This is a genomic window from Parafrankia elaeagni (assembly GCF_000374165.1).
Taxonomy (GTDB): domain Bacteria; phylum Actinomycetota; class Actinomycetes; order Frankiales; family Frankiaceae; genus Parafrankia; species Parafrankia elaeagni.
The window spans coordinates 366004-387118 of the sequence record NZ_KB893671.1 but is presented as its reverse complement, the minus strand read 5'-3'; the positions used below and the strand labels follow the sequence as shown (position 1 = coordinate 387118).

19 protein-coding genes and 1 other RNA gene are annotated in these 21115 nt (G+C 71.8%); 5 read left to right on the top strand and 15 right to left on the bottom strand.

Annotation, left to right across the window (positions count from 1 at the left end):
- Positions 1-18: 18 nt before the first annotated feature.
- From B207_RS32320 to B207_RS0103385, 8 genes are all read right to left on the bottom strand, one after another.
- Positions 19-951, bottom strand: coding sequence for a lysophospholipid acyltransferase family protein (locus B207_RS32320; protein WP_018635113.1), 933 nt, complete (start codon positions 949-951; stop codon positions 19-21).
- Entirely contained in the window at positions 948-1799 is an 852-nt protein-coding gene (gene cmk / locus B207_RS0103415; protein WP_018635112.1) for a (d)CMP kinase, read from the bottom strand. The genes B207_RS32320 and cmk overlap by 4 nt, the downstream gene beginning before the upstream one ends.
- 158 nt (positions 1800-1957) lie before the next feature.
- Complete coding sequence (locus tag B207_RS0103410) at positions 1958-3145, bottom strand: prephenate dehydrogenase (RefSeq protein ID WP_018635111.1); 1188 nt, start codon at positions 3143-3145, stop codon at positions 1958-1960.
- Complete coding sequence (locus B207_RS0103405) at positions 3142-3924, bottom strand: pseudouridine synthase (protein ID WP_018635110.1); 783 nt, start codon at positions 3922-3924, stop codon at positions 3142-3144. Before B207_RS0103405 ends, B207_RS0103410 begins: the two co-directional genes overlap by 4 nt.
- The gene (gene scpB, locus B207_RS0103400) at positions 3921-4610 is read right to left on the bottom strand and encodes an SMC-Scp complex subunit ScpB (protein WP_018635109.1); all 690 of its coding nucleotides are present in this window, start codon (positions 4608-4610) and stop codon (positions 3921-3923) included. The genes B207_RS0103405 and scpB overlap by 4 nt, the downstream gene beginning before the upstream one ends.
- On the bottom strand, positions 4607-5776 hold the full coding sequence (locus tag B207_RS0103395; protein ID WP_018635108.1) for a segregation and condensation protein A: 1170 nt from the start codon (positions 5774-5776) through the stop codon (positions 4607-4609). The genes scpB and B207_RS0103395 overlap by 4 nt, the downstream gene beginning before the upstream one ends.
- Positions 5777-5784: 8 nt before the next feature.
- Entirely contained in the window at positions 5785-6474 is a 690-nt protein-coding gene (locus tag B207_RS0103390) for a zinc metalloprotease (RefSeq protein ID WP_018635107.1), read from the bottom strand.
- 177 nt (positions 6475-6651) lie between these two features.
- Complete coding sequence (locus B207_RS0103385; RefSeq protein ID WP_018635106.1) at positions 6652-7641, bottom strand: ParA family protein; 990 nt, start codon at positions 7639-7641, stop codon at positions 6652-6654.
- Positions 7642-8030: 389 nt separating this feature from the next.
- On the opposite strand from B207_RS0103385, the gene B207_RS0103380 reads away from it, so the two are divergent.
- Complete coding sequence (locus B207_RS0103380; protein ID WP_018635105.1) at positions 8031-9131, top strand: S-(hydroxymethyl)mycothiol dehydrogenase; 1101 nt, start codon at positions 8031-8033, stop codon at positions 9129-9131.
- A gap of 142 nt (positions 9132-9273) precedes the next feature.
- Positions 9274-9921 (top strand): MBL fold metallo-hydrolase, encoded by a 648-nt coding sequence (locus tag B207_RS0103375; RefSeq protein ID WP_018635104.1) that lies wholly within the window; start codon positions 9274-9276, stop codon positions 9919-9921.
- Between the two features lie 29 nt (positions 9922-9950).
- Here B207_RS0103375 and B207_RS0103370 read toward each other — a convergent pair whose 3' ends face one another.
- The gene (locus B207_RS0103370; RefSeq protein ID WP_018635103.1) at positions 9951-10421 is read right to left on the bottom strand and encodes a lipopolysaccharide assembly protein LapA domain-containing protein; all 471 of its coding nucleotides are present in this window, start codon (positions 10419-10421) and stop codon (positions 9951-9953) included.
- A gap of 140 nt (positions 10422-10561) precedes the next feature.
- On the opposite strand from B207_RS0103370, the gene rnpB reads away from it, so the two are divergent.
- The 3 genes from rnpB (at position 10562) to B207_RS0103360 (ending at position 13664) form a co-directional block, all read left to right on the top strand.
- An RNA gene (gene rnpB, locus B207_RS36660) (RNase P RNA component class A) lies at positions 10562-10974 on the top strand.
- A gap of 154 nt (positions 10975-11128) precedes the next feature.
- On the top strand, positions 11129-12358 hold the full coding sequence (locus B207_RS0103365) for an acyl-CoA dehydrogenase family protein (RefSeq protein WP_018635102.1): 1230 nt from the start codon (positions 11129-11131) through the stop codon (positions 12356-12358).
- A 142-nt stretch (positions 12359-12500) separates the two neighbouring features.
- A complete protein-coding gene (locus tag B207_RS0103360) occupies positions 12501-13664 on the top strand; it encodes an acyl-CoA dehydrogenase family protein (protein ID WP_018635101.1) in 1164 nt (387 codons plus the stop codon).
- 140 nt (positions 13665-13804) lie between these two features.
- Here the strand turns inward: B207_RS0103360 and B207_RS0103355 are convergent, their stop codons facing one another.
- From B207_RS0103355 to B207_RS0103330, 6 genes are all read right to left on the bottom strand, one after another.
- Complete coding sequence (locus B207_RS0103355; RefSeq protein ID WP_018635100.1) at positions 13805-14953, bottom strand: thiolase family protein; 1149 nt, start codon at positions 14951-14953, stop codon at positions 13805-13807.
- 176 nt (positions 14954-15129) lie between these two features.
- Positions 15130-16284: an acyl-CoA dehydrogenase family protein gene (locus B207_RS0103350; protein WP_018635098.1), complete on the bottom strand. Its 1155-nt coding sequence runs from the start codon at positions 16282-16284 to the stop codon at positions 15130-15132.
- 117 nt (positions 16285-16401) lie between these two features.
- Positions 16402-17214 carry a crotonase/enoyl-CoA hydratase family protein gene (locus B207_RS0103345; protein ID WP_018635097.1) on the bottom strand — a complete coding sequence of 271 codons (813 nt, stop codon included), beginning with the start codon at positions 17212-17214 and terminating at the stop codon, positions 16402-16404.
- 100 nt (positions 17215-17314) lie between these two features.
- Positions 17315-18079 carry an ABC transporter ATP-binding protein gene (locus B207_RS0103340; protein WP_018635096.1) on the bottom strand — a complete coding sequence of 255 codons (765 nt, stop codon included), beginning with the start codon at positions 18077-18079 and terminating at the stop codon, positions 17315-17317.
- Positions 18072-20249, bottom strand: coding sequence for a branched-chain amino acid ABC transporter ATP-binding protein/permease (locus tag B207_RS0103335; protein ID WP_018635095.1), 2178 nt, complete (start codon positions 20247-20249; stop codon positions 18072-18074). The genes B207_RS0103340 and B207_RS0103335 overlap by 8 nt, the downstream gene beginning before the upstream one ends.
- The gene (locus B207_RS0103330; protein WP_018635094.1) at positions 20246-21115 is read right to left on the bottom strand and encodes a branched-chain amino acid ABC transporter permease; all 870 of its coding nucleotides are present in this window, start codon (positions 21113-21115) and stop codon (positions 20246-20248) included. Before B207_RS0103330 ends, B207_RS0103335 begins: the two co-directional genes overlap by 4 nt.

Here is a 21115-nt window from a genome sequence, read left to right as displayed (position 1 = left end):
ACAGCGATCCGGTAGAACTTACTCCGCGCCGGGCGATTCCAGAGCGGCGCCGGCACGCGCTGTTGCCAGATGGTCGGCAAGGCGTACCCGGATGTCCTCGGCGACGGCGGCCAGCGCCCGCCGGGAACGGGGGTTCGCCGGCACCTCCACCTCGAACGGCTCGCCGAACACCACCCGGACCTTCACCGAGCGACGCGGCCAGCGCGCCCCCCGCGGCAGCGCCGCGCCGGTGTTGATGCAGGCCACCGGCAGCACCCGGCACCGGCCGTGCACAGCGAGGTAGGCGATGCCGTGCTGGACGGCCGCCATCTCACCGCTGCCCCGGGTGCCCTCGGGGAACACCCCGATCGCCCCGCCGCGCCCCAGTTCGTCCAGCGCGGTGTGCAGGGCGGCCCGGTCCGGGCGCCCACGGTCGACCGGGATCTGGCCGACGAACATCAGCAGCCGGCCCACGATGCCCTTGTACATCTCGGACTTCACCAGGCACCGCACGGTGCGGGGCGCCTCGATGACGACCAGCGGGCCGTCCATCCAGCTGCTGTGGTTGCCCGCGAAGATCAGCGGCTCGTCCCGCGGGACCTTCTCCCAGCCCTCGTGAGTGACGCTCATCACCAGGTGGTTGAGCACCTGGCGCACCGGTGGCTTGAGCACCCGGTGGGTGATGTCGTTGAACGGCTTCGACTCGGCGCCGCGGTGCGCGGGCCCCGTCTGTGCCTGCCGCGCCACGGGACGCCCCGCCGGGCGGGACGCGGCGAGCTCGGAGACCTCGGCCGGACGTACCCGCGCCACCGAGGTCTCCGCTCCCTCCGCTGCCCCCTCCGGGACACCGGGCCTGGCGAGACCGGTCCGCGCCTCCTCGGGTTCCGCCGGGGCCGGCGACGCGGGCACGGCCGTGGGGGCTGGCGGCACCGCCGGGGGCGCGGGGTCGAGGGGGTGGTCGGCGGTCGTCATGGGGTCGCGGCGAGCAGATGCTGGCTCTGACGCAGGACTTCGTCCACCACCTCGGGGACGGAGAGCGCGCTGGAATCCAGCACGATGGCACCGTCCGGAACGGACAGCGGGTCAGCTGTCCGCGTGCTGTCGAGCGCGTCGCGGCGATCCAGCTCGGCGAGGGTGCGGGCGACGTCGTCGACGCCCTTCTCCCCCAGCTGCCGGGACCGGCGCAGGGCCCGCACCTCGGTCGACGCGGTGAGGAAGACCTTGACCGGCGCGTCCGGCGCGACGACCGAACCGATGTCACGGCCCTCGACCACGATGCCGCCGGCGGCGAGCGACTCGGCGATGATCTCCCGCTGCTGGGCGACCAGCCGGGAGCGGACCGCGGACACCGCGGCGACCGCGCTCACCGCGTTGGTGACGGCCCGGGTGCGGATCTGCTCGTCGACGTTGACCCCGTCCACCGCGATCGACGGCCGGTCGGGGTCGGTGCCGACGGTGAGCACCGTGCGCTCGGCGACCTCGGCCACCGCCGACGGGTCCTCGATGTCGATGCGCCGCTCCAGGGCGACCTGGGTGATCGCCCGGTACATGGCGCCCGTGTCCAGGTAGCGCAGGCCCAACCGGCGCGCGATCTCCCGGGAGACGGTGCTCTTGCCGGAGCCGCCCGGGCCGTCGACCGCCACCACCAGGCCGGTCGGGGTCAACGGGGCGGTGCCGGTCCCGGCGGGCGCCGGGACGGGGGCTGAGGAGAGCCGTACGGCGCTCTGCTCCGCGCCCCTGCGCTGCTCCGTCCTGAGTACCTCGTCGTGGCTGCCGGTGGCCGTAACCCCCGGCGAAGCGGACCCGTCGTCGGGGCTCACCCGTCTCCTCCGTCCGGACGCGCGTCTGTCGACTCGCTGTTTCCTGTCCTCACCGGGCCGGCGGCGCCCGACCTGCACGCCGGCGGCCCGATCACAGGCCGTTGGTCCCTGCGGCACCTGCCAGGTGGCCGACCCGGATCAGGCTACTCGCTGGTCCGTCACGAACGGCGGTATGCCGTCCATCCGGCCCTCGTCAGCCGCTCGACCAGGCCGTCCGCACCGGCCGGGTCGACGGCGATCTCGACGATGCCGGCCGGGGCGTCGAGGCTGTGCTCGAACGGACCGACATCCTCGATGTTCACCTGCCACTGGCCGATCACCGCGAACAGCGCCGCGAGCTGACCCGGGCGGTCGTCGAGCACCACGCCGACCCAGCCCCACGGAAGTGCCTGCGCGCCCGCCTTGCGGGGCAGCCGTGCCCGGCCGTGACGGCCCCGGCCCATGGCGCCCGAGACGGCGGCGACGGCCTCGTCCCGGCTGCCCTCGGCCAGCACGTCGGCGAGGTGGGTGAACTCCCGCCCCAGCCGACGCACCCGTTCGGCGATGTGCGACCGGTTCCCCTCGATGATCGAGGCCCACAGCCCGGCGTCGCTGTCGGCGAGGCGGGTCGTGTCCCGGAAGCCCTGGCCGACGAACGGCAGGTCGTGCGGGTCGAGACCGAGCACGGTGCCGGCGAGCACGCTCGCGACGAGCTGCGGCACGTGCGAGACGACGGCCATCGTCGCGTCGTGCCGCTCCGGTGTCGTGCGCACCGGGATGGCGCCGCAGGACAGGGCGAGCGCGGCGGTGGCCGCCACCGCCGCCGCCCCGGTGTGCGGCACCGGGCAGACGGCCCAGACCCGCTCGGCGAACAGGTCCGCGCGGGCCGACACGGCCCCGTGCCGCTCCCGGCCGGCGATGGGATGGGCGGGGCACCAGCTGCCGAGATCGCACCCGAGCTGGACCGCTTCGACCAGCGGGCGCATCTTCACGCTGCCGGCGTCGCTGACCGTGGCCGCGAGCCCGCTCCGCTGCAGTTCCCGCAGCTCGGCGGCGACCGTCGGCAGGGGTGTGCAGATCACCGCGTGGTCGACCCGCTCGCCCTGCCAGGGCCGCCCGGCGCCCATCGCCTCGGCGAACTTGACCTGGGCCTCGTCGGTGTCACGCAGGAGCACCTCGACGCCGCGGGCGGTCAGGGCCAGCCCGATGCTCGTGCCGATCAGCCCGGACCCGACCACCGCCACCCGCCGCAGCTCCGGCAGGTGCGCGTCATCCCACGCGGGCGGGTCTGCCACCGAGGCCTCGACGCCGGGCCGCACGTAGGGCGGAGCGAACCGGCCCGCCCCACCCGCAGGCCCGGCTGTCACAGGCCCGCGGCCTTGTGGAGAGCCCCGATCTCGTGCCGGGTGAGGTGGCGGGCCCGGCCGGCCCGCAGCGTGCCGAGCGTCACCGGCCCGAACGAGACCCGGACGAGCCGGTGCACCGGGTGCCCCACGCTCTCCATCATCCGACGCACCACGTGCTTGCGGCCCTCGTGCAGCACGAGCTCCATCATCACCCGGGACGCGGCCATGTCGATGATCCGGGCGGAGTCGACCGAGACCGGACCGTCCTCGAGCTTGATGCCCGCGCGCAGTCGGCGCGGGAGATCCTTGCGTACCGGGCCGCTGATCTCGACGTAGTAGGTCTTCGCCACCCCGAAGGAGGGATGCGTCAGCCGGTGCGCGAGCTCGCCGTCGTTCATGACGAGCAGCAGGCCCTCGCTCTCGCCGTCGAGCCGCCCGACGTGGAACAGGCCGGACCCGAACTCGGTGAGCAGGTCGGCGATGGTCGGGCGGCCCCGGTCGTCGGACATCGCCGAGAGGATGCCGCGGGGCTTGTTGAGGGCCAGGTACGTCAGGCCGGCGCGGGTGACGATGCGCTCACCGTCGACCTCGATCACCGCGCGCTCGGGGTCGACCCGGCGACCCTGCTCGCGCACGACCTCGCCGTCGACGCTGACGCGCCCGGCGTCGATCAGCTCCTCGTTGTGCCGGCGGGACCCGATGCCGGCCGACGCCAGCACCTTCTGCAGGCGGATGCCCTCGGACGCCTGGCGGTCACGGCCGGGGGCGGCGCCGGAGGAGTCGGATGCGGTGCTGTTCATGACGCCACGATGTCATCGACATCGGCCACCCCGGGAAGCAGGGGTGCCAGCCGCGGCAGTTCGTCAAGGCCGCGCAGCCCCATCCGCTCCAGGAAGTAGTCGGTGGTCCGGTAGAGGATCGCGCCCGACTCGTGATCGTGGCCACACTCCTCGATCAGGTTGCGGGCGGTGAGGGTGCGGATGACCCCGTCCGCCGAGACGCCGCGCACCGCCGCGACCCGCCCCCGGCTGACCGGCTGCTGGTAGGCGACGATCGCAAGGGTCTCCAACGCCGCCTGGGACAGCCGCGCCGACTGCCCCGCCAGCACGAAGCGCTCCACCCAGGGCGCGCACTCGTCGGCGGTGTAGAGCCGCCAGCCGCGGCCCACCTGCCGCAGCCGGAAGCCGCGCTCCTCCCGCTCGTACCGCTCGGCCAGTTCGGCGAGCAGCCGCTCGACCCGGCGGGCGGGGATGTCGAGCGCGGTCGCGAACTCGGCGATGCCCACCGGTCTCTCCGCGACTGTCAGCACCGCCTCGACGAGCGTGGTGTCCGACGGGCGGCCCGGCTCCGCGCCCGCAGGCGGGCGCCTCGCCTGCCCCCTCACCGTCGGAGCCGGCGCCACCGGCTCCGACGGTGACTCGGACTCCGACGCGGACACGGGCACGTCCGCGACGCCGGTTCCGGCCGTAGTGGCTTCCTCGGTCACGCGGTCGATCTCCTCGGTCGTCTCGGTCTCCTGGGCCGGCCGCCCAGCTCGACCAGGTCCTCCTGCGGTGGCAGGCCCTCCCCCGCCTCCTCCGGCGGACCCGGGTCGTATTCAGGTGCGGGGTCGGGTTCAGGTGCGGGGTCGTATTCAGGTGTGGGGTCGGGTCCGGGTACGTCCGGCTCGTCCTCGCCAGAGTAGAGCGAGGCACCGACAGGACGGCCCTCGTCCTCGGCACGGGCCACCCAGCGGACGATCAGCTCGCCCAGCGGCCGCTCCTGCTCGAAGTCGATGCGGCCCTCCCGGAACAGCTCCAGCAGCGCGAGGAACCGGGCCACGATCTCGATCGTCTCGAGCAGGCCGACGCAGAGCACCCCGAACGAGGCCGACCCCAGTTCGCGGAGCATCCCGATGACGGCGATCATGTGCTCGCGAACGCTGACCCGCGGCAGGTGCACGTGGTCGGTCGCCACCTGCGGCGGCAGCGGCGGCTCCCGCAGCCGGGAGGCGAGCGCAGCCAGTTCGGACGGACCGATGGTGATCTGGACCTCGGGCAGCGCGGCGGCGTACCGGGGCTCCAGCGGGACGGCCCGGGCGACGAACCGCGACTCCAGCGCCATCATCGCCGTGAAGATCGCGGCGGCCTCCTTGTAGGCCCTGTACTGGAGCAGCCGGGCGAAGAGCAGGTCGCGGGCCTCGAGCAGCGCGAGGTCCTCGGCCTCGTCGTCGGAGATCGCGCCGGGAAGCAGCCGGGCGGCCTTCAGGTCGAGCAGAGTGGCGGCGATCACCAGGAACTCGGTGGCCTGCCCCAGGTCGAACCGGTCTCCCAGCCGCCGGATGTGCGCGACGAACTCGTCGGTCACCTTCGACAGCGCCACCTCGGTGACGTCCATCCGGTGCTTGGCGATGAGCGAGAGCAGCAGGTCGAACGGCCCGGAGAAGTTCTCCAGCTCCACCACGAAGGGCACCGTGCGCCCGCCGCGCGCGGTGGACGCCGCCGCAGAGCCGTCCGCCGGGCCGCCCGCGGCGCCGGACCCCGCACCGCGCGCCGCGCCGGAGGTGGAGGTGGAGGTGGAGACAGCGTCGGCAGCGGCGTTCTCCGCGAGGCCGTCCGCGGCGGGTTCGGGCGTGCCGAGGCCTCCGGCGGCACCGGGTCCGGGGAGGTCCATGTCGGCGGTCAGGGCAGGTCGATGCCGATCAGCGAGCCCAGGCCGCGCAGGAGCGGGAAGACCAGCTGACCGAGCACGGACGGGAAGCCCGGGAACAGCACCGGCAGAATGATCACCGCGAGCAGGATCGCGAGCCCGATGTTGCTGTCGGTGAGCCGGTGGTTGGCCCGGCGCCAGCCGTCGGACTGCGGGCCGAGCAGGAACAGGATGCGCCCGCCGTCCGCCGGCGGGACCGGTACCAGGCTCAGGATGCACAGCGAGGCGAAGGTGATCGCCATCCACAGCAGCAGTTCGATGCCGAAGGTGCTGCCGACGATCTCCGCCGCCCGGTCACCGGTGTCGATCAGCACCCGGCGGGTCAGCGCCCGGGCCCCGGCGAGGGCCGCCAGGGCCAGCAGGGCGTAGGCCAGCGGCCCGGCGAGCAGCGCGGCGGCCACGTGGAAGCGGCGCCTGCGCCAGACGTCGTTCATCTGGATCGGCTCCGCCCAGCCGGCCCCGCCGAGCAGCACGCCCACCCAGCTGAAGGGGCTGATCCGCTGCGTCCCGAGGCTGGCGGTGAGCCGCCCGGAGCGACGGGGCACCGGATCCCGCGCCAGCCGGGCGGCGAGGATCTGCGCGGCGTCGTGCGCGACGATGCCGATGACGAAGGCGAGCACGATCCCGAGCAGTGCCGCTGGCTCGGCAAGGTGAAACAGCACGGCGTTTGTTCCGTCCCCGATCGGTTGTCCTACTTCGGGACCCGCCGACCGGGTCCCTTCCCCACACGACCGCACCCCCCGGCCGCCCACGCCACCGCCCGCCGCTCACCGCCCGGGCCGTGCCGCCCGCACACCGCCGGGGCGATGGGACGGTGCGGGAACAACCCGGGCGGTGGTTCAGCCGACGGCCGGCGGTGTTGCGTAACGGGCCATCAGCTCACGGGCCAGACGACGGTATCCGGCCGCGCCGACCGATGTGGGTGCATACGTCGTGATCGGCTCTCCGGCGACGGTCGTCTCGGGAAAACGGACCGTACGATTGATCACCGTGTGGAATACCTCGTCCGGGAAACGCTCGACAACCCGGGCGAGCACCTCGCGGGCGTGCAGTGTCCGCGCGTCGTACATGGTCGCCAGAATCCCCGCCAGTTCCAGGCGGGAGTTGAGCCGCTCGCGAACCTTGTCGATGGTCTGCAGCAGCAGTGCGACTCCACGCAGGGCGAAGTACTCGCACTCCAGCGGAACCATGACCGCGTCGGCTGCGGTGAGCGCGTTCACGGTGAGCAGACCCAGCGAGGGCTGGCAGTCGATGAGGACGACGTCGTAGCCGTCCATGACGGGGGCCAGCGTGCGGGCCAGGCTGTGCTCCCGGCCGACCTCGGAGACCAGCAGCACCTCGGCCGCCGACAGGTCGATGTTGCTTGGCAGCAGATCGAGACCCTCGACCTGGGTCTCGACGATGGTGTCCTGGATGTCGGCGTCGCCGCCGAGCAGCAGGTCGTGCACGGTGACGTCGAACTGCATCGGGTTGATGCCGAGGCCCACCGAGAGAGCGCCCTGCGGGTCGAAGTCGACGAGCAGCACCCGGCGGCCGTACTCCGCGAGCGCGGCACCGAGGTTGATCGTGCTGGTGGTCTTGCCCACCCCGCCCTTCTGGTTGCACATCGCGACAACCCAGGCGGGGCCATGAGAGGTCAGCGCGGCCGGCACGGGGAACGCCGGCATGGGACGGCCGGTCGGGCCCGGCTTGCCGACACCCTCGTCGGCGTTGTCCTCGCCGCCGACCTCCAGCCGGCCGTCCTCGGACAGGCGAGGCTCGCCGACCGTCACCTCGCCGTAGTAGCGGCGGCCCCCCGGACCGGAGACCGCGGAGTCGGAACGGACCACGAAGTACCTGCTCCTCACGACTGCTCGGACAGCCCCGGGCTGTTACCGGATCGGTTCCTGCTGTTCTTGCTGTCTGTCGGCTGTTACTGCGTCTTCAGCGGAGATCTCCTCCTGTGACGAGCAGAAACGGACCGGTTGGAGCGTACCGACCCGGACCCGGTATCAGCGGTCTCGGGGCCCGCCCGTCGGCGTGTCGTGTTCCACGGAGCATGTGCGGCCCGAACTTCGGTGCCCACCCGGTGCGTTTCGCGCTGATATCGGTGGTACCGGGCCCCCGGCGGCTTCCGCACCTGGCGAGCGCCGCCCAGGGCGACATTGCCGGCGGGTCACCGGCGGGTGTTGGCTGAGCCGAAATCACCCGCGACACAGCCACGACGAATGGGAGTGCCATGACCGAGGGCCCGCAGGCAGTGACGGTGGAGGCGGTCGTCGCCGCAGGGAAGGGCGCGCCGGTGACCCTCACCCGGATCGTCGTGCCGGCGCCCGGCCCCGGCGAGGCCCGGGTGCGGGTGCAGGCCTGCGGCGTCTGTCACACCGACCTGCACTACCGCGAAGGCGCCATCAACGATGACTACCCCTTCCTGCTCGGCCACGAGGCCGCGGGCACGGTCGAGGCCGTCGGCGAGGGCGTGACGTCCGTCGCCCCCGGCGACTACGTCGTGCTCGCCTGGCGCGCCCCCTGCGGCATCTGCCGCTCCTGCCTGCGCGGAGCGCCCTGGTACTGCTTCGACTCCCGCAACGCCGCCAACCCGATGACGCTGGAGGACGGCACCCCGCTGTCGCCGGCACTCGGCATCGGCGCCTTCACCCCGCTGACGCTGGTCGCCGCCGGGCAGTGCGTCAAGGTCGACCCGGAGGTCCCGCCGCAGGCCGCGGGCCTGATCGGGTGCGGGGTGATGGCCGGCTTCGGCGCGGCGGTGAACACCGGGCGGGTCGGTCTGGGCGAGACCGTGGCCGTATTCGGCTGCGGAGGTGTCGGTGACGCGGCCATCGCCGGTGCGGCCGTGGCCGGCGCCCGCCGGATCATCGCCGTCGACGTCAGCGACCGCAAACTGGAGTGGGCCCGCCGCTTCGGTGCCACCGACGTGGTGAACGCCAGCACCCAGGACCCGGTCGAGGCGGTGCGGGCGCTGACCGGAGGCAACGGCGCGGACGTCGTCATCGAGGCGGTCGGGCGGCCCGAGACGTACCGGCAGGCCTTCTTCTCCCGCGACCTGGCCGGGCGGCTCGTGCTGGTCGGGGTGCCCGACCCGTCCATGACCGTCGAGCTGCCGCTCATCGAGGTCTTCAGCCGCGGCGGCTCGCTGGCCTCGTCCTGGTACGGCGACTGCCTGCCGACCCGGGACTTCCCGATCATCACCGATCTGCACCGCCAGGGGCGGCTGAACCTGGCCGACTTCGTCACCGAGACGATCGGCATCGGCGACGTCGAGGAGGCCTTCGCCCGGATGGAGCGCGGCGAGGTCCTGCGCAGCGTCGTCCTGATCTAGCGGAACGGACGCGCGCCCGCCGTTCCGGTGAATCCGGACGGGTGAGACTGACCGGCGCTGTACCTGCCCGCCAGATCGGACGGGTACGGTCGGTCGGGCCGGCCGGCGCTCGGAGCCGGAACCGGCACGGAGAGGAGTCCACGTGACGGTCAGCGGTGGCCAGCGGATCGACCGGGTCATCACCCGCGGCGAGTTCACCCTCGACGGCCAGACGTTCACCGTGGACAACAATGTGTGGCTCGTCGGCGACGAACGCACGATCGTCGTCATCGACGCGGCCCACGACCCGTCCATCATCGAAGCCGCGGCCGACGGCCGCCGGGTGACGATGATCATCGCGACGCACGGGCACAACGACCACATCAACGCCGCCGCCGAACTGTCGGACCGGGTGCACGCACCGATCGCGCTGCACCCGGACGACACAGCCCTGTGGCGCCAGGTCTACCCGCAGCGCTCGCCGGACTCGTCGCTACGGGACGGTCAGATCATCCCGATCCCCGGCGGGGAGCTGCGCGTGCTGCACACCCCCGGGCACTCCCCCGGCGGTGTCTGCCTTTACGGGCAGATCAACGGCGACCCGGTTCTCTTCAGCGGCGACACGCTGTTCCGCGGCGGCCCCGGCGCAACCGGGCGCTCCTTCTCCGACTTCCCGACGATTCTTGCCTCGATCCGCGGCAAGCTCCTCAGCCTGCCCTCCGAGACCGTCGTGCACACCGGTCACGGCGACGACACGACCATCGGCGAGGAAGCCGTCGACTACGACGACTGGGTGCGCCGCGGGCATTAGCCGCTGCCGGCCCAGCCGGCCCAGCCGGCTCAGCCGGCGCGCTTGTCCCGCCGCAGATGGCGCAGCTCCCGGCGCAGGCGGATCTGCGGGAGCACGCCGATCAGCAGGCCCACGACCAGCCCCGCCGCGGCAGCCGCGGCGAGCGCGCCGGCGACCGACATCTCCTGCGTGGAGCCGAACACCCAGATGCTCAGCCGCTGGTCGTTCTTGACGACGAACACGATCACCATGATCGCGATCAGCAGAATCAGCACCGTGATCGCGTAGGTCGTGTAGGCGACCCCGGCCCGGCGGCCCGGCCCGGAACCGCCACCGGCGGCGGCCGGCCCGGTACCCGGGGCCGGCGCGGACCCGCCCGGAGGGGCCTGCCCCGGCACCGGTGATGCCGAGGGCGGCGGGTACCCGGTGGCGGTGGCCGGGGCCGCTGCCGGCGGGACCTGGCCCGGCGCCACGGCCCGCGGAGCCTCGCCGCCACCGCCCGGCTGCTGTGGTGCCGTCATCGCCCGCCCCCTGCACAGTCCGTCCCGGCGAACTCCGGCCGGCCTGGCCGGCTCAGGCCGGCAGGGCGTCCGTCGTTCCGGGCACTGATACCCGTGCCCGCAGTCTAGGACGGCAGGTGCCATATGCTGAGTCCCGCGGACGAGTTGGCCGGGCGGTCGCGTCGGCACCGGGGCGAGAGTCCCGGCGCCGCCGAGGAACGTCCGGGCTCCACAGGGCGGGGTGGTGGGTAACGCCCACCCGGGGTGACCCGCGGGACAGTGCCACAGAAAACAGACCGCCGGTGCTCTTGGGCGCCGGTAAGGGTGAAACGGTGCGGTAAGAGCGCACCAGCGCCCGGGGTGACCCGGGCGGCTCGGTAAACCCCACCCGGAGCAAGGTCAGGATGCCCGGCCGGTAACGGCCGCGGCTGCGCAGGCGTTCGAGGGCTGCCCGCCCGAGCCTGCGGGTAGACCGCACGAGGCCGTCGGCAACGACGGCCCTAGATGGATGACCGTCACCGGCAAGCCGCAAGGCGACCCGGAACAGAACCCGGCGTACAGGCCAACTCGTCCGCCCTGGCAGACAACCCGCTCGGCACGGCGGGCCGCCCGCTTTCATCGTTATGTCGGCTTCGCCTTGGGCGCGGTCCGCTTCGCGCGTTGACGGGGCCCCGCAGAGCGCCTACGGTTCAGGCCGAACGATCGATCGGTCTGTTCAGGAGGGTTCGGTGTTCGAATACGATCTGCCCGCCCCCAGCCCTCGGGCGCGCGACCTGCATAGCCGCATGGTCACGTTCATGCGGGAGAAGGTGCTCCCGGCAGAGCACCAGTACCAGGCGCACCGCCAGGCCGTGGGCCCCGGCGGGCACCTCGTCCCACCGGTCGTCGAGGAGCTGAAGAAGCAGGCGAGGGCCGAGGGCCTCTGGAACCTGTTCCTCCCGGCGGAGTCGGGTCTGACCCAGCTCGAATACGCACCGATCGCCGAACTGTCCGGCTGGAGCCTGGACATCGCGCCCGAGGCGATCAACGGTCAGGCCCCCGACACCGGCAACATGGAACTGCTTCATCTACTCGGCAGCGAACAGCAGAAACGCGAGTGGCTGGAACCCCTGCTCAGGGGCGAAATCCGCTCCTCGTTCGCGATGACCGAACCCGACGTCGCCAGCAGCGACGCCACCAACATCGCCACCCTGATCGAAAGGGACGGCGACGAGTACATCGTGACCGGGCGCAAGTGGTGGACCAGCGGCGCCATGGATCCCCGCTGCGCCTTCTTCGTCCTCATGGGCAAGAGCGACCCCTCGGCCCCGCCCCACCGCCAGCAGACAATGGTCCTCATCCCCTGTGACAGCCCGGGCGTGACCATCGTCCGCGACTACCCCGTGCTCGGTCACCACGACCAGCACGGCCACGCCGAAGTCCTCTTCGACCGGGTCCGCGTCCCCGTCTCCAACGTCATCGGCGAGGAGGGTGGCGGCTTCGCCGCCGCCCAGGCCCGACTCGGCCCGGGCCGGATCCACCACTGCATGCGCGCGCTCGGCGCCGCCGAGCGCGCCCTCGCCCTGTTGACCGCTCGGGCCAGGGAACGGGTGGCCTTCGGCGGACCGCTCGCCGACCAGGGCGTCGTGCAACAGCAGATCGCCGAGTCTCGGCTGGAGATCGAGCAGGCGCGGCTGCTGTGCCACCACGCCAGCCACGTCATCGACGCTCATGGCAACAAGGCCGCCCGCGGCCTGGTCGCCATGGCGAAGGTCGCGATCCCCCGCGCGGCCACCCGGGTGATCGATCGCGCCATCCAGGTCCACGGCGGTGCCGGCGTCACCGATGTGACTCCCCTGGCAGCCATGTACGCGTGGCACCGCGCGATGCGGCTGTTCGACGGCCCCGACGAGGTGCACCTGCGCTCGATCGCGAAGGCCGAACTGCACCGCACGCCGGTCCTGCCGCCGCGACAGTGACAGGACGCGCCCCGATCGACGACGTGCGCCGCCCGCGCGGCCGTCCAGCTCCGCGACTGCCGGCCGAGCATGCCGCGGCTCCCGACACGATGCCCTTGAACACGATGCCCTTCGAAGAGGAACCCTGTGCCTGAGGAATCCTGTGCCTGTCGACCGTGAACTGCCCACCGAGGACGCCGTCGCCCTTCTGGCGCTGACCCGGGAGATCGCCGACGCCGAACTCGCGCCGAAGGCCACGCGGTACGAGCGGGAGGAACGCTTCCCCCGCGAGGTGTTTCGGCTGCTCGGCGAGGTCGGCCTGCTGGGCCTGCCGTTCGGCGAGGACGTGGGAGGCGGCGGCCAGCCCTACGCCGTCTATCTGCAGGTGCTCGAAGAGCTCGCGATGCGATGGGCCAGCGTCGCCCTGGGCATCAGCGTGCACACTCTCGCATGCTTTCCGATCGACAGTTTCGGCACCGAGGCTCAGCGGCGCGACCTGCTGCCGGAGATGATCGGGGGAGAGCTTCTCGGCGCCTACTGCCTGTCCGAGGCACACGCCGGATCCGACCCTGCCGCCATGCGCGCGAACGCCAGGGCGACCGACGAAGGCTGGATCGCGGTGGGAGAGAAGGCGTGGGTCACCCACGGTGGGCACGCCGACTTCTACTCGACTTTTCTCCGCACCCCTGACGACGGCCCGCGCGCCATATCGTGCTTCCACCTCACCCCGAGCCTTGCCGGCTTCAGCCCCGCGCAGCCGGAAGACAAGATGGGCCTGACCGGCTCGACCACAGCAGCCATCCGCCTCGACGGCGTCCATGTCCCGCGTGACCGCCTCGTCGGCGGTCCGGGCCGCGGCCTGAGCATCGCACTCGCCGCGCTCGACTCCGGTCGGCTCGGCGTCAGCGCGGTCGCCGTCGGTCTGGCCCAGTCGGCCCTCGACGTCGCTGTCGCCTACGCCCGCGAGCGCGAGACCTTCGGCAAGCGCATCGCCGACCACCAAGGTCTTTCCTTCCTGCTTGCCGACATGGCGGCCGCGGTGGAGTCCGCCCGCGCCACCTACCTCGTCGCCGCCCGCCGCAAGGACTCCGGCAAGCCCTACGCCAGGCAGGCCAGCATCGCCAAACTGGTCGCCACGGACGCGGCGATGAAGGTGACCACCGACGCCGTCCAGGTGCTCGGCGGAGCCGGCTACACCCGGGACTTTCCGGCTGAGCGCTACATGCGCGAGGCCAAGGTCATGCAGATCTTCGAGGGCACCAACCAGATCCAGCGCATGGTCATCGGTCGGCACCTGACCAGGGAACTCATACCGAAAACGGCCTGAGGAACAGGCTGAGGTCGGCCCGTTCCTGTTCACGGGCCGACCTCAGCCTGTTCACGCGCCCGGGCCAGAACCAGAAGCGCGGGTGGCCCTGGTCCGGGCCGGCTGCCTTTCGTGGACCAGGGCAGTGTCGCGGCGCCGGTTCAGAGCAGCTCGAAGATGGTGGCGTTGGCCTGGCCCCCGCCCTCACACATGGTCTGTAGCCCGTAGCGGATCCCGTTGTCCCGCATGTGGTGCACCAGCGTCGTCGTAAGGCGCGCCCCGGAGCCGCCCAGCGGGTGCCCGAGCGCGATCGCCCCGCCGTTCGGGTTGAGGGCCTTGGGATCGGCGCCGAGGTCGGCCAGCCAGGCCAGCGGTACCGGCGCGAACGCCTCGTTGACCTCGAACGCGCCGATCTCGGCGATATTCAGACCAGATTTCCGCAGTGCCTTCTGGGTCGCCGGGATCGGGGCCGTCAGCATGATTACGGGATCGGTGCCGGCCAGCACCGCGGTGTGAACCCGCACGATCGGGGTCAGACCCAGCTCGCGGGCCTTCTCACCGGTGGTCAGCAACAGCGCCGCCGACCCGTCGGAGATCTGCGAGCTGTTTCCCGCGGTAATCACTCCGCCCTCCGGCCTGAACACGGTCTTCAGCCCGGCCAGGGTCTCCAGCGTGCCGCCGCGGCGGATGCCCTCGTCGCTGCCCACCACGGTGCCGTCCTCCAGGGTCACCGGGGCGATCTGCGCGTCGAATCGGCCCTCGCCCTGCGCCGCGGCTGCCTTCTCGTGCGAGCCGAGAGAGAACTCGTCGAGCTGGGTACGGGTAAACCCCCAGCGTTCGGCGATCATCTCCGCGCCGATCCCCTGGTTCGGGGCGACGCCACCGTACCGGGCGTGGAACCTCGGGCCCAGTGGGTCCTCTCCCTGCATGGCGCTACCCATCGGGACCCTGCTCATGGACTCCACTCCGCCGGCCACGACGACGTCGTAGTGGCCTGCCACCAGCCCGGCCGCGGCGAAATGGACGGCCTGCTGGGACGAGCCGCACTGCCGGTCCACCGTGACCCCGGTGACCGACTCGGGCCAGCCCGCGGCCAGCGGGGCGTTGCGGGCGATGTCGAGAGTCTGCTCGCCGACCTGCGACACGCAACCCCAGATCACGTCGTCGACGATCACCGGATCGATCCCGGTCCGGTCGGCGAGCGCGCGCAGCACGTGCGCTGACAGGTCCACGGGGTGCACTCCGGACAGGGCCCCGTTTCTTCTGCCGAGCGGGGTGCGTATCGCCTCCACGATCACTGCGTCCGGCATGGCCTTCTCCTTGGTTGATGGTCGGGTCCGCTGACGAGCAGCGGTGGACGGTCGATGCCATGTGTGGAAGGACATGGTCCCGGTAAATACTTCGCGAGCATGAGTGGCGCTGATCCGCTACCGGAGTGAAGAGTTTTCCTACAGCGCCTGCCATGTGTGGCGGCACCTTCCGATGGTCACGGGCGACCTACCAGGCTACGACCGATGATCTGCTTCATGATTTCGTTGGTGCCACCGAAGATTCGCTGGATCCTGGCGTCCTGGTAGGCCCGGCCAACCGGATACTCCAACATGAAACCGTAGCCGCCGTACAACTGGAGGCAGCGGTCGATGACCCTGTTCTGCAGATCCGCCGCCCACCACTTCGCCTGCGCGGCGTCGACCTCGGTGAGCTCACCGGCGTTGAGAGCAAGAACCGCGCGATCCACGAAGACCCGGCCGATACCCACCTCCGTGTGCATCTCCGCGAGCTCGAACTGGGTGTTCTGGAAGTCCGCCACCCGTTGACCGAAAGCCCGCCGGTCACGCACGTACTGGACGGTGTCCGCGAGGATCACCTCACTGACCGCCAACGCATGCACCGCGATGCTCAGCCGCTCCAGCGGCAGCATCGCCCTGAGCTGCCCGAAGCCGCCTCCGATCTCACCGAGCACGTTTTCGGCCGGGACGAACACATCGTCGTAGACCAGCTCCGCGGTGTCCTGCGCGCGCAGACCGATCTTCTTCAGCCTGCGGCCGCGGCCGAAACCCGGCATGTCCCGCTCGACCACGAACAGGCTGAGGGCACGAGCGCCGCCCTCAGGATCGGTACGGGCAACCGTGATGACCAGATCACTCTGGATACCGCTGGTAACGAACGTCTTGGTGCCGTTGACCACCCAGCCGCCGTCCACCCGGCGCGCCGAGGTACGAATGCCCTTCAGGTCGCTGCCGGCCCCGGGTTCGGTCATCGCGATCGCGCCGATCAGCTCACCGGCGGCCATCCCCGGCAGCCAGCGCCGACGCTGCTCCTCGGTACCGATCTCGACGATGTAGGGGATCGCGATGTCGTCCTGCAGCGAGAAGCCGGAAGCCAGTGCGGTGGCGTGCGCACGGGCGAACTCCTCCATGACGACAGCACGGAACCGGTAGTCCACACCCCCACCACCGCCATAACCCTCCGGAGCCGCCAGGCCAACGATGCCCTGCCTGCCGGCGGCAAGCCAGGTCTCGCGGTCAATAAGGCACCGTTCGTCCCACCGCTCCAGATGGGGAACGACCTCACGATCCACGAACTCGGCGACAACCGACCGGAAAGCCTCATGATCATCGTCGTACAGGTCTCGCTTCATAAAGCCCCTCGGATCGTCATTGCCGGACCGAAGCCGAAGCCGAAGCCAGACCCGGGCCCGGGCCCGGGCCCGGGCCCGGGCAAGCAGACCGGTGAGGACGTCGGGCAGGCCCGCCGGTCACCGGCCCTGCCAGCTCGGTGGACGCTTCTGCGCAAAGGCCTGCGAGCCCTCAAGGGCGTCCCGACTACCGAAGACGATCTTCATGGCCTCCGCGTTGAGCAGCCACGGATCCTCACCTACCCAGGAGGCGTCCCAGTCCGAGGCGCCGGTCAGCGTGCGGTGGATCATCCGCTTGGTGTGCTGAAGGGACAGCGGCGCGTTGACGGCGATGCGGCCGGCCAGGCTCAGCGCCGCGTCGAGCACATCGCCGGCCGGGACGACCTGGTTGACCAGCCCCCAGGCGTGCGCGGTGGCGGCGTCGACCGCGTCGCCGGTCAGTGCCAGCTCGAGGGCGAGCTTGAGAGGGAGCTGCCGCTGGAGGCGTACGACGCCGCCGGCCGCGGCGAGCAGGCCACGCTTGACCTCGGGCAGTCCGAACGTGGCGGTGTCAGCGGCGACGACGAGGTCGCAGGCCAGGGCGATCTCGGTGCCGCCGCCCATCGCAAACCCGTTGACGGCGGCGATGACCGGCTTGTCGATCCAGTGCTGGACAATCCCGGCGAAGCCCCACTCGGGATGGCCGTGTGCGGCGACCGACCTCTGCTGGGCGATCTCCTTGAGATCCGCTCCGGCACAGAAGGCCCGGCCGCTGCCGGTGATCACCACAACCCGCACGTCGCGGTCGGCCGCGGCCGCTTCGAGTCCCTCTCCGACAGCAGTGGCGAGGTCGGCGTTGACGGCGTTGAGGGCGTCCGGCCGGTTCAGCGTGACAACGGCTGCGTTGTCACGCACCTCGTACAGTGCCGCCGGCATGTTCTGCGTGGTGCCCATCAACGCGCCTCCAGGACGTCACGATCAACGATCTTCTTCATGATCTCGGTGGGACCCCGGCGGATCGCGGTGGCCACGCCCGTGCCCCGCGCGCCCGCGCTCAGCCACCCAGATACGCCTTCCGCACAGCGTCGGAACGGCGGAGCTCCCCGGCCTCCCCGGACGCGACGACCCGGCCCTGTTCGAGCACGTACGCGCGGCTGGCCAGGCGCAGTGCCTGGTCGGCCATCTGTTCGACCAGCACGACGCCCGCGCCGGTGCGCTCGGCGACGAGCCGGACGAGTCGGAACACCTCGAGCGTCAGAGCGGGACTCAGACCGAGCGAGGGTTCATCGAGCAGCAGGTAGCGCGGGCGTGACGCGGCGGCCCGGGTCAGGGCCACCATCTGCTGCTGGCCGCCGGAGAGCAGTCCGGACTGCTGGTTCCAGCGTTCGCGCACCACCGGGAACGCGTCGAGCAGGTCCGCCACCGGGTCGTCGTCGGAGCGGCCGCGGGCCGCGCGGCGGCCGAGCCGGATGTTCTCCCCCACGGTGAGCTCGCCGAACAGGCGGCGGCCCTCGGGCACCAGCACGACCCCGCGCCGGGCGCGCATCTGCGCGGTGGCGCCGGTGACCCCCTCGCCGTCGAGCAGAATCTCTCCGGCGCGGGCCGGCAACAGGCCGGCGACCGTCTGGACCAACGTCGACTTGCCGGCTCCGTTCGAACCGATGACGGAGACGATCTCGCCCCGGGCGACCTGCAGGGACACACCGTGCAGGACGGTGGCCCGTCCGTACCCGGCATGCAGGTCACGGACCTCCAGTGCAGTCGCCGCCGGTCCGGCGGCACTGCGGCCCGTCGCCGACCGTGCTGCGGTGTCAGGCATCAGGCGCTCCTGCGTGATCGTGCTCAGGCGAGTCGGGCGTGGTGTCCGGGTCGGGCTCGGTAACGCCCAGGTATGCCGCGACGACGGCGGGGTCGGAGAGCACGTCGCCCACCGGACCGGCGGAGAGCAGCCCGCCCTGGTCCATGCAGCTGACCTCGTCGGCGACCTGGCCGACCAGGTCCATGTGGTGCTCCACGAGGATCATGGCCAGGCCCTGGGCGCGCAGGCTCAGCAGCAGCTCGCCCAGTTCGGCGGCTTCGGTGGGATTGAGGCCGGCCGCGGGCTCGTCGAGCACGAGCAGCCGAGGTTCGCCGGCCAGCGCGCGGGCGATCTCCAGTGCCCGCTGACGGCCGTAGGACAGGTTGCCCGCCCGCGCGTCGGCCAGGTCCACGAGGCCGACCCGGGCGAGCAGCGCCGTGGTGGCGTGCTCGAGCGCCGTCTCCCGCCGGTAGGCCGACGGCGGCTTGAGCGCCGCGCGCCAGAGTGGCATCCGCCCGGTGTCGGCGAAGCCGGACAGCACGTTCTCCCGCACCGTCTCCCCGGGGAACAGCATCGGGGTCTGAAAGGTACGGACGACGCCTGACCGGGCCACGTCGTGCACCCGCCGCCCGCTGATGGGGCGTCCGGCCAGCGTGATGCTTCCCTCGTCGGGGGCGTACACCCCTGTGATCAGGTTGGCCAGCGTCGTCTTGCCGGCTCCGTTCGGGCCGATGACCGCATGCACGGAGCCGGCGCGCACGGTCAGGCTCATCTCCCGAACCGCCTGCAACCCACCGAAACGCTTGCTCACGGCGTTCACTGCGAGAACCACCTCATCGCCGGCCGGTGGCCGCGGCGGCGCCGCCACCGACTCGACCGCCCGGCTCGCCGCTCCGTCGGGTGGCAGCGGCGCGTCCCGGTCCGCCGGATACCGCGGGTCGGCCTCCGCGGTATCCCGTCGCCTCCTCGCACCGGCCAGGGCGGCCAGGGCGGGCACGACGCGGCTCGCCGTGCCCACCAGGCCGGCGGGCAGCAGGTAGAGCACGACCACGAGCAGCAGGCCCACCAGACCCGGGACGGAGAGGTACCAGCGGTCGGAGATCAGGTCCTGCTGCAGGTCGACCAGGCCGTCGAGCGCGTCACCGTGCTGCAGCAGAACGAGGATCACCGTTCCGACCACCGGGCCGAGCACGGTGCCGCCGCCGCCGAGGATCACGGCGAGCAGCAGCGTGAGGGACAGGTAGATCCCGAAACTCTCCGGCTGCAGGTGGCCGTAGGCCTGGGTGTAGAACACCCCGCCGAGGGCACCCAGGCCGGCCGAGACGGTGAACACCGCGATCTTTCGTGCGGTGAGGTTCACGCCGAGGTGCGCGGCGAGGTGCTCGCTCTCACCGAGTGCCCGCAACGACCGGCCCCACGGCGAGCGGGCCACGTTCCGGTACAGCACAACAACGACTGCGAGCACCACCGCGAGGACCGGCAGCAGGGTGCCCTCGACACCCGCGAACAGCGGCGGCTCCAGAGCGAAGCCTCCGATGCTCACCGGGTCCAGCAGTCCGGATCCGTGCTCGACCGGGTTCGGGTAGCCGGACAACCGCCCGAAGACGCTCCACTCGGCGAGCACCCGCTCCGTCAACACCGCGAACACCAGCGTGATCATGGCGAACTGCGGGCCACGCAGCCGCATCGAGCCGAGCGCGACGAGCGCACCGACACCCGACGAGAGCAGCACGGCAGCGATGATCGCCACGGGCCACGGCCATCCCCCGTCGAGGATCAGCCAGGCGCTCGCGTAGGCACCGAGCGCGTAGAAGGCCCCCTGGCCCAGGGACACCAGCTTCGCGAAGCCGGTGAGCAGGTTCAGCCCGAGCGCGGCGAGGACCGTCGCGAAGGCAACACCGACCATCTGCATCGTCGCCAGCCGCGGCCCGTCACCGGCGAGGCCGGGGAGGGTGACGCCTACCGCCAGAGCCAGCACGACGAGGGCGAACCCGGCGTCTTTCGCGGGGGCCGGCAGCCGGTGCCACCAGGTCGTCCGCGTCGCCGTCCGCGTCGCCGTCCTCGGCGCGGATCCCGGGGACGACATCGCCTCGGCTTCGCTCGAACCGGCCTCGGCGGCATCAGCGGCCTTGGTCCCAGGGGAGCCGGCGACGCCGGCATCCGTACCGGTGGATCTGGTCGTCGCGGTCACAGCTTCGCCTCCACGCGCCGTCCGACGATGCCTTCGGGCCGCAGCACCAGCACCGCCACCACCAGCAGCAGGCCGGCGACCTGCCCCCACAGGGCGTCGATGTGGTAGCCCACGAACTGGGTGGTGACGCCGTAGACAGCGCCGCCGAGCAACGGACCCCAGAAACTGGTCAGGCCGCCGATCACGCCGACGGCCAGGGCGCCGACGAGCAGTGGCGATCCGAGACCGGGAGTGACCCCGACCTCGGCCGCCCACAGCGTGCCGGCCAGCGCCGCGATCGCCGTCGCGAGGCCGTAGGCCAGCATGCCGACCGCCCGCGGTGAGACACCCATGAGCGAGGCGGTACGCGGGTCGGCCGACACCGCCCGCATGTACAGGCCCAGCGGTGTCCGCGTCGTCAGGAGCACGAGGCCGACAGTCACCCCGATCGCGATCCCGGCGAGCAGCAGCGACTGGCCGCTGAGACGCACGCCGAGGACGGTCGGGACCGCCTTCACCCGCCCGAAGCCCAGGTTCTGCGGATTGGCTCCCTCAGCGTTTGTCAGCAGGTTGAGCAGCACATACGACATCCCCACGGTGCTGAGCAGCCAGCGCACGTCATGTGGGCCCCCCACGGTGAAGGGCACTACGAGCAGGCGGTAGACGACCGCCCCGAGCACCCCGAGCACGACCACCGTGACGGCGATCCTGAGCGGTCCGGGCAGCCACCCCCACCCGGCCAGCGCCAGCGCGATGAACGCGGCGAGCGCCATGAACTCGCCGACGGCGAAGTTCAGGGTCCGGGTGGTCAGGAAGGTCAGGACAAAACTCTGCGCGACGAGCGCGAACAGGCCCCCCGAGACCAGCCCGCCGATGACGACGTCCAT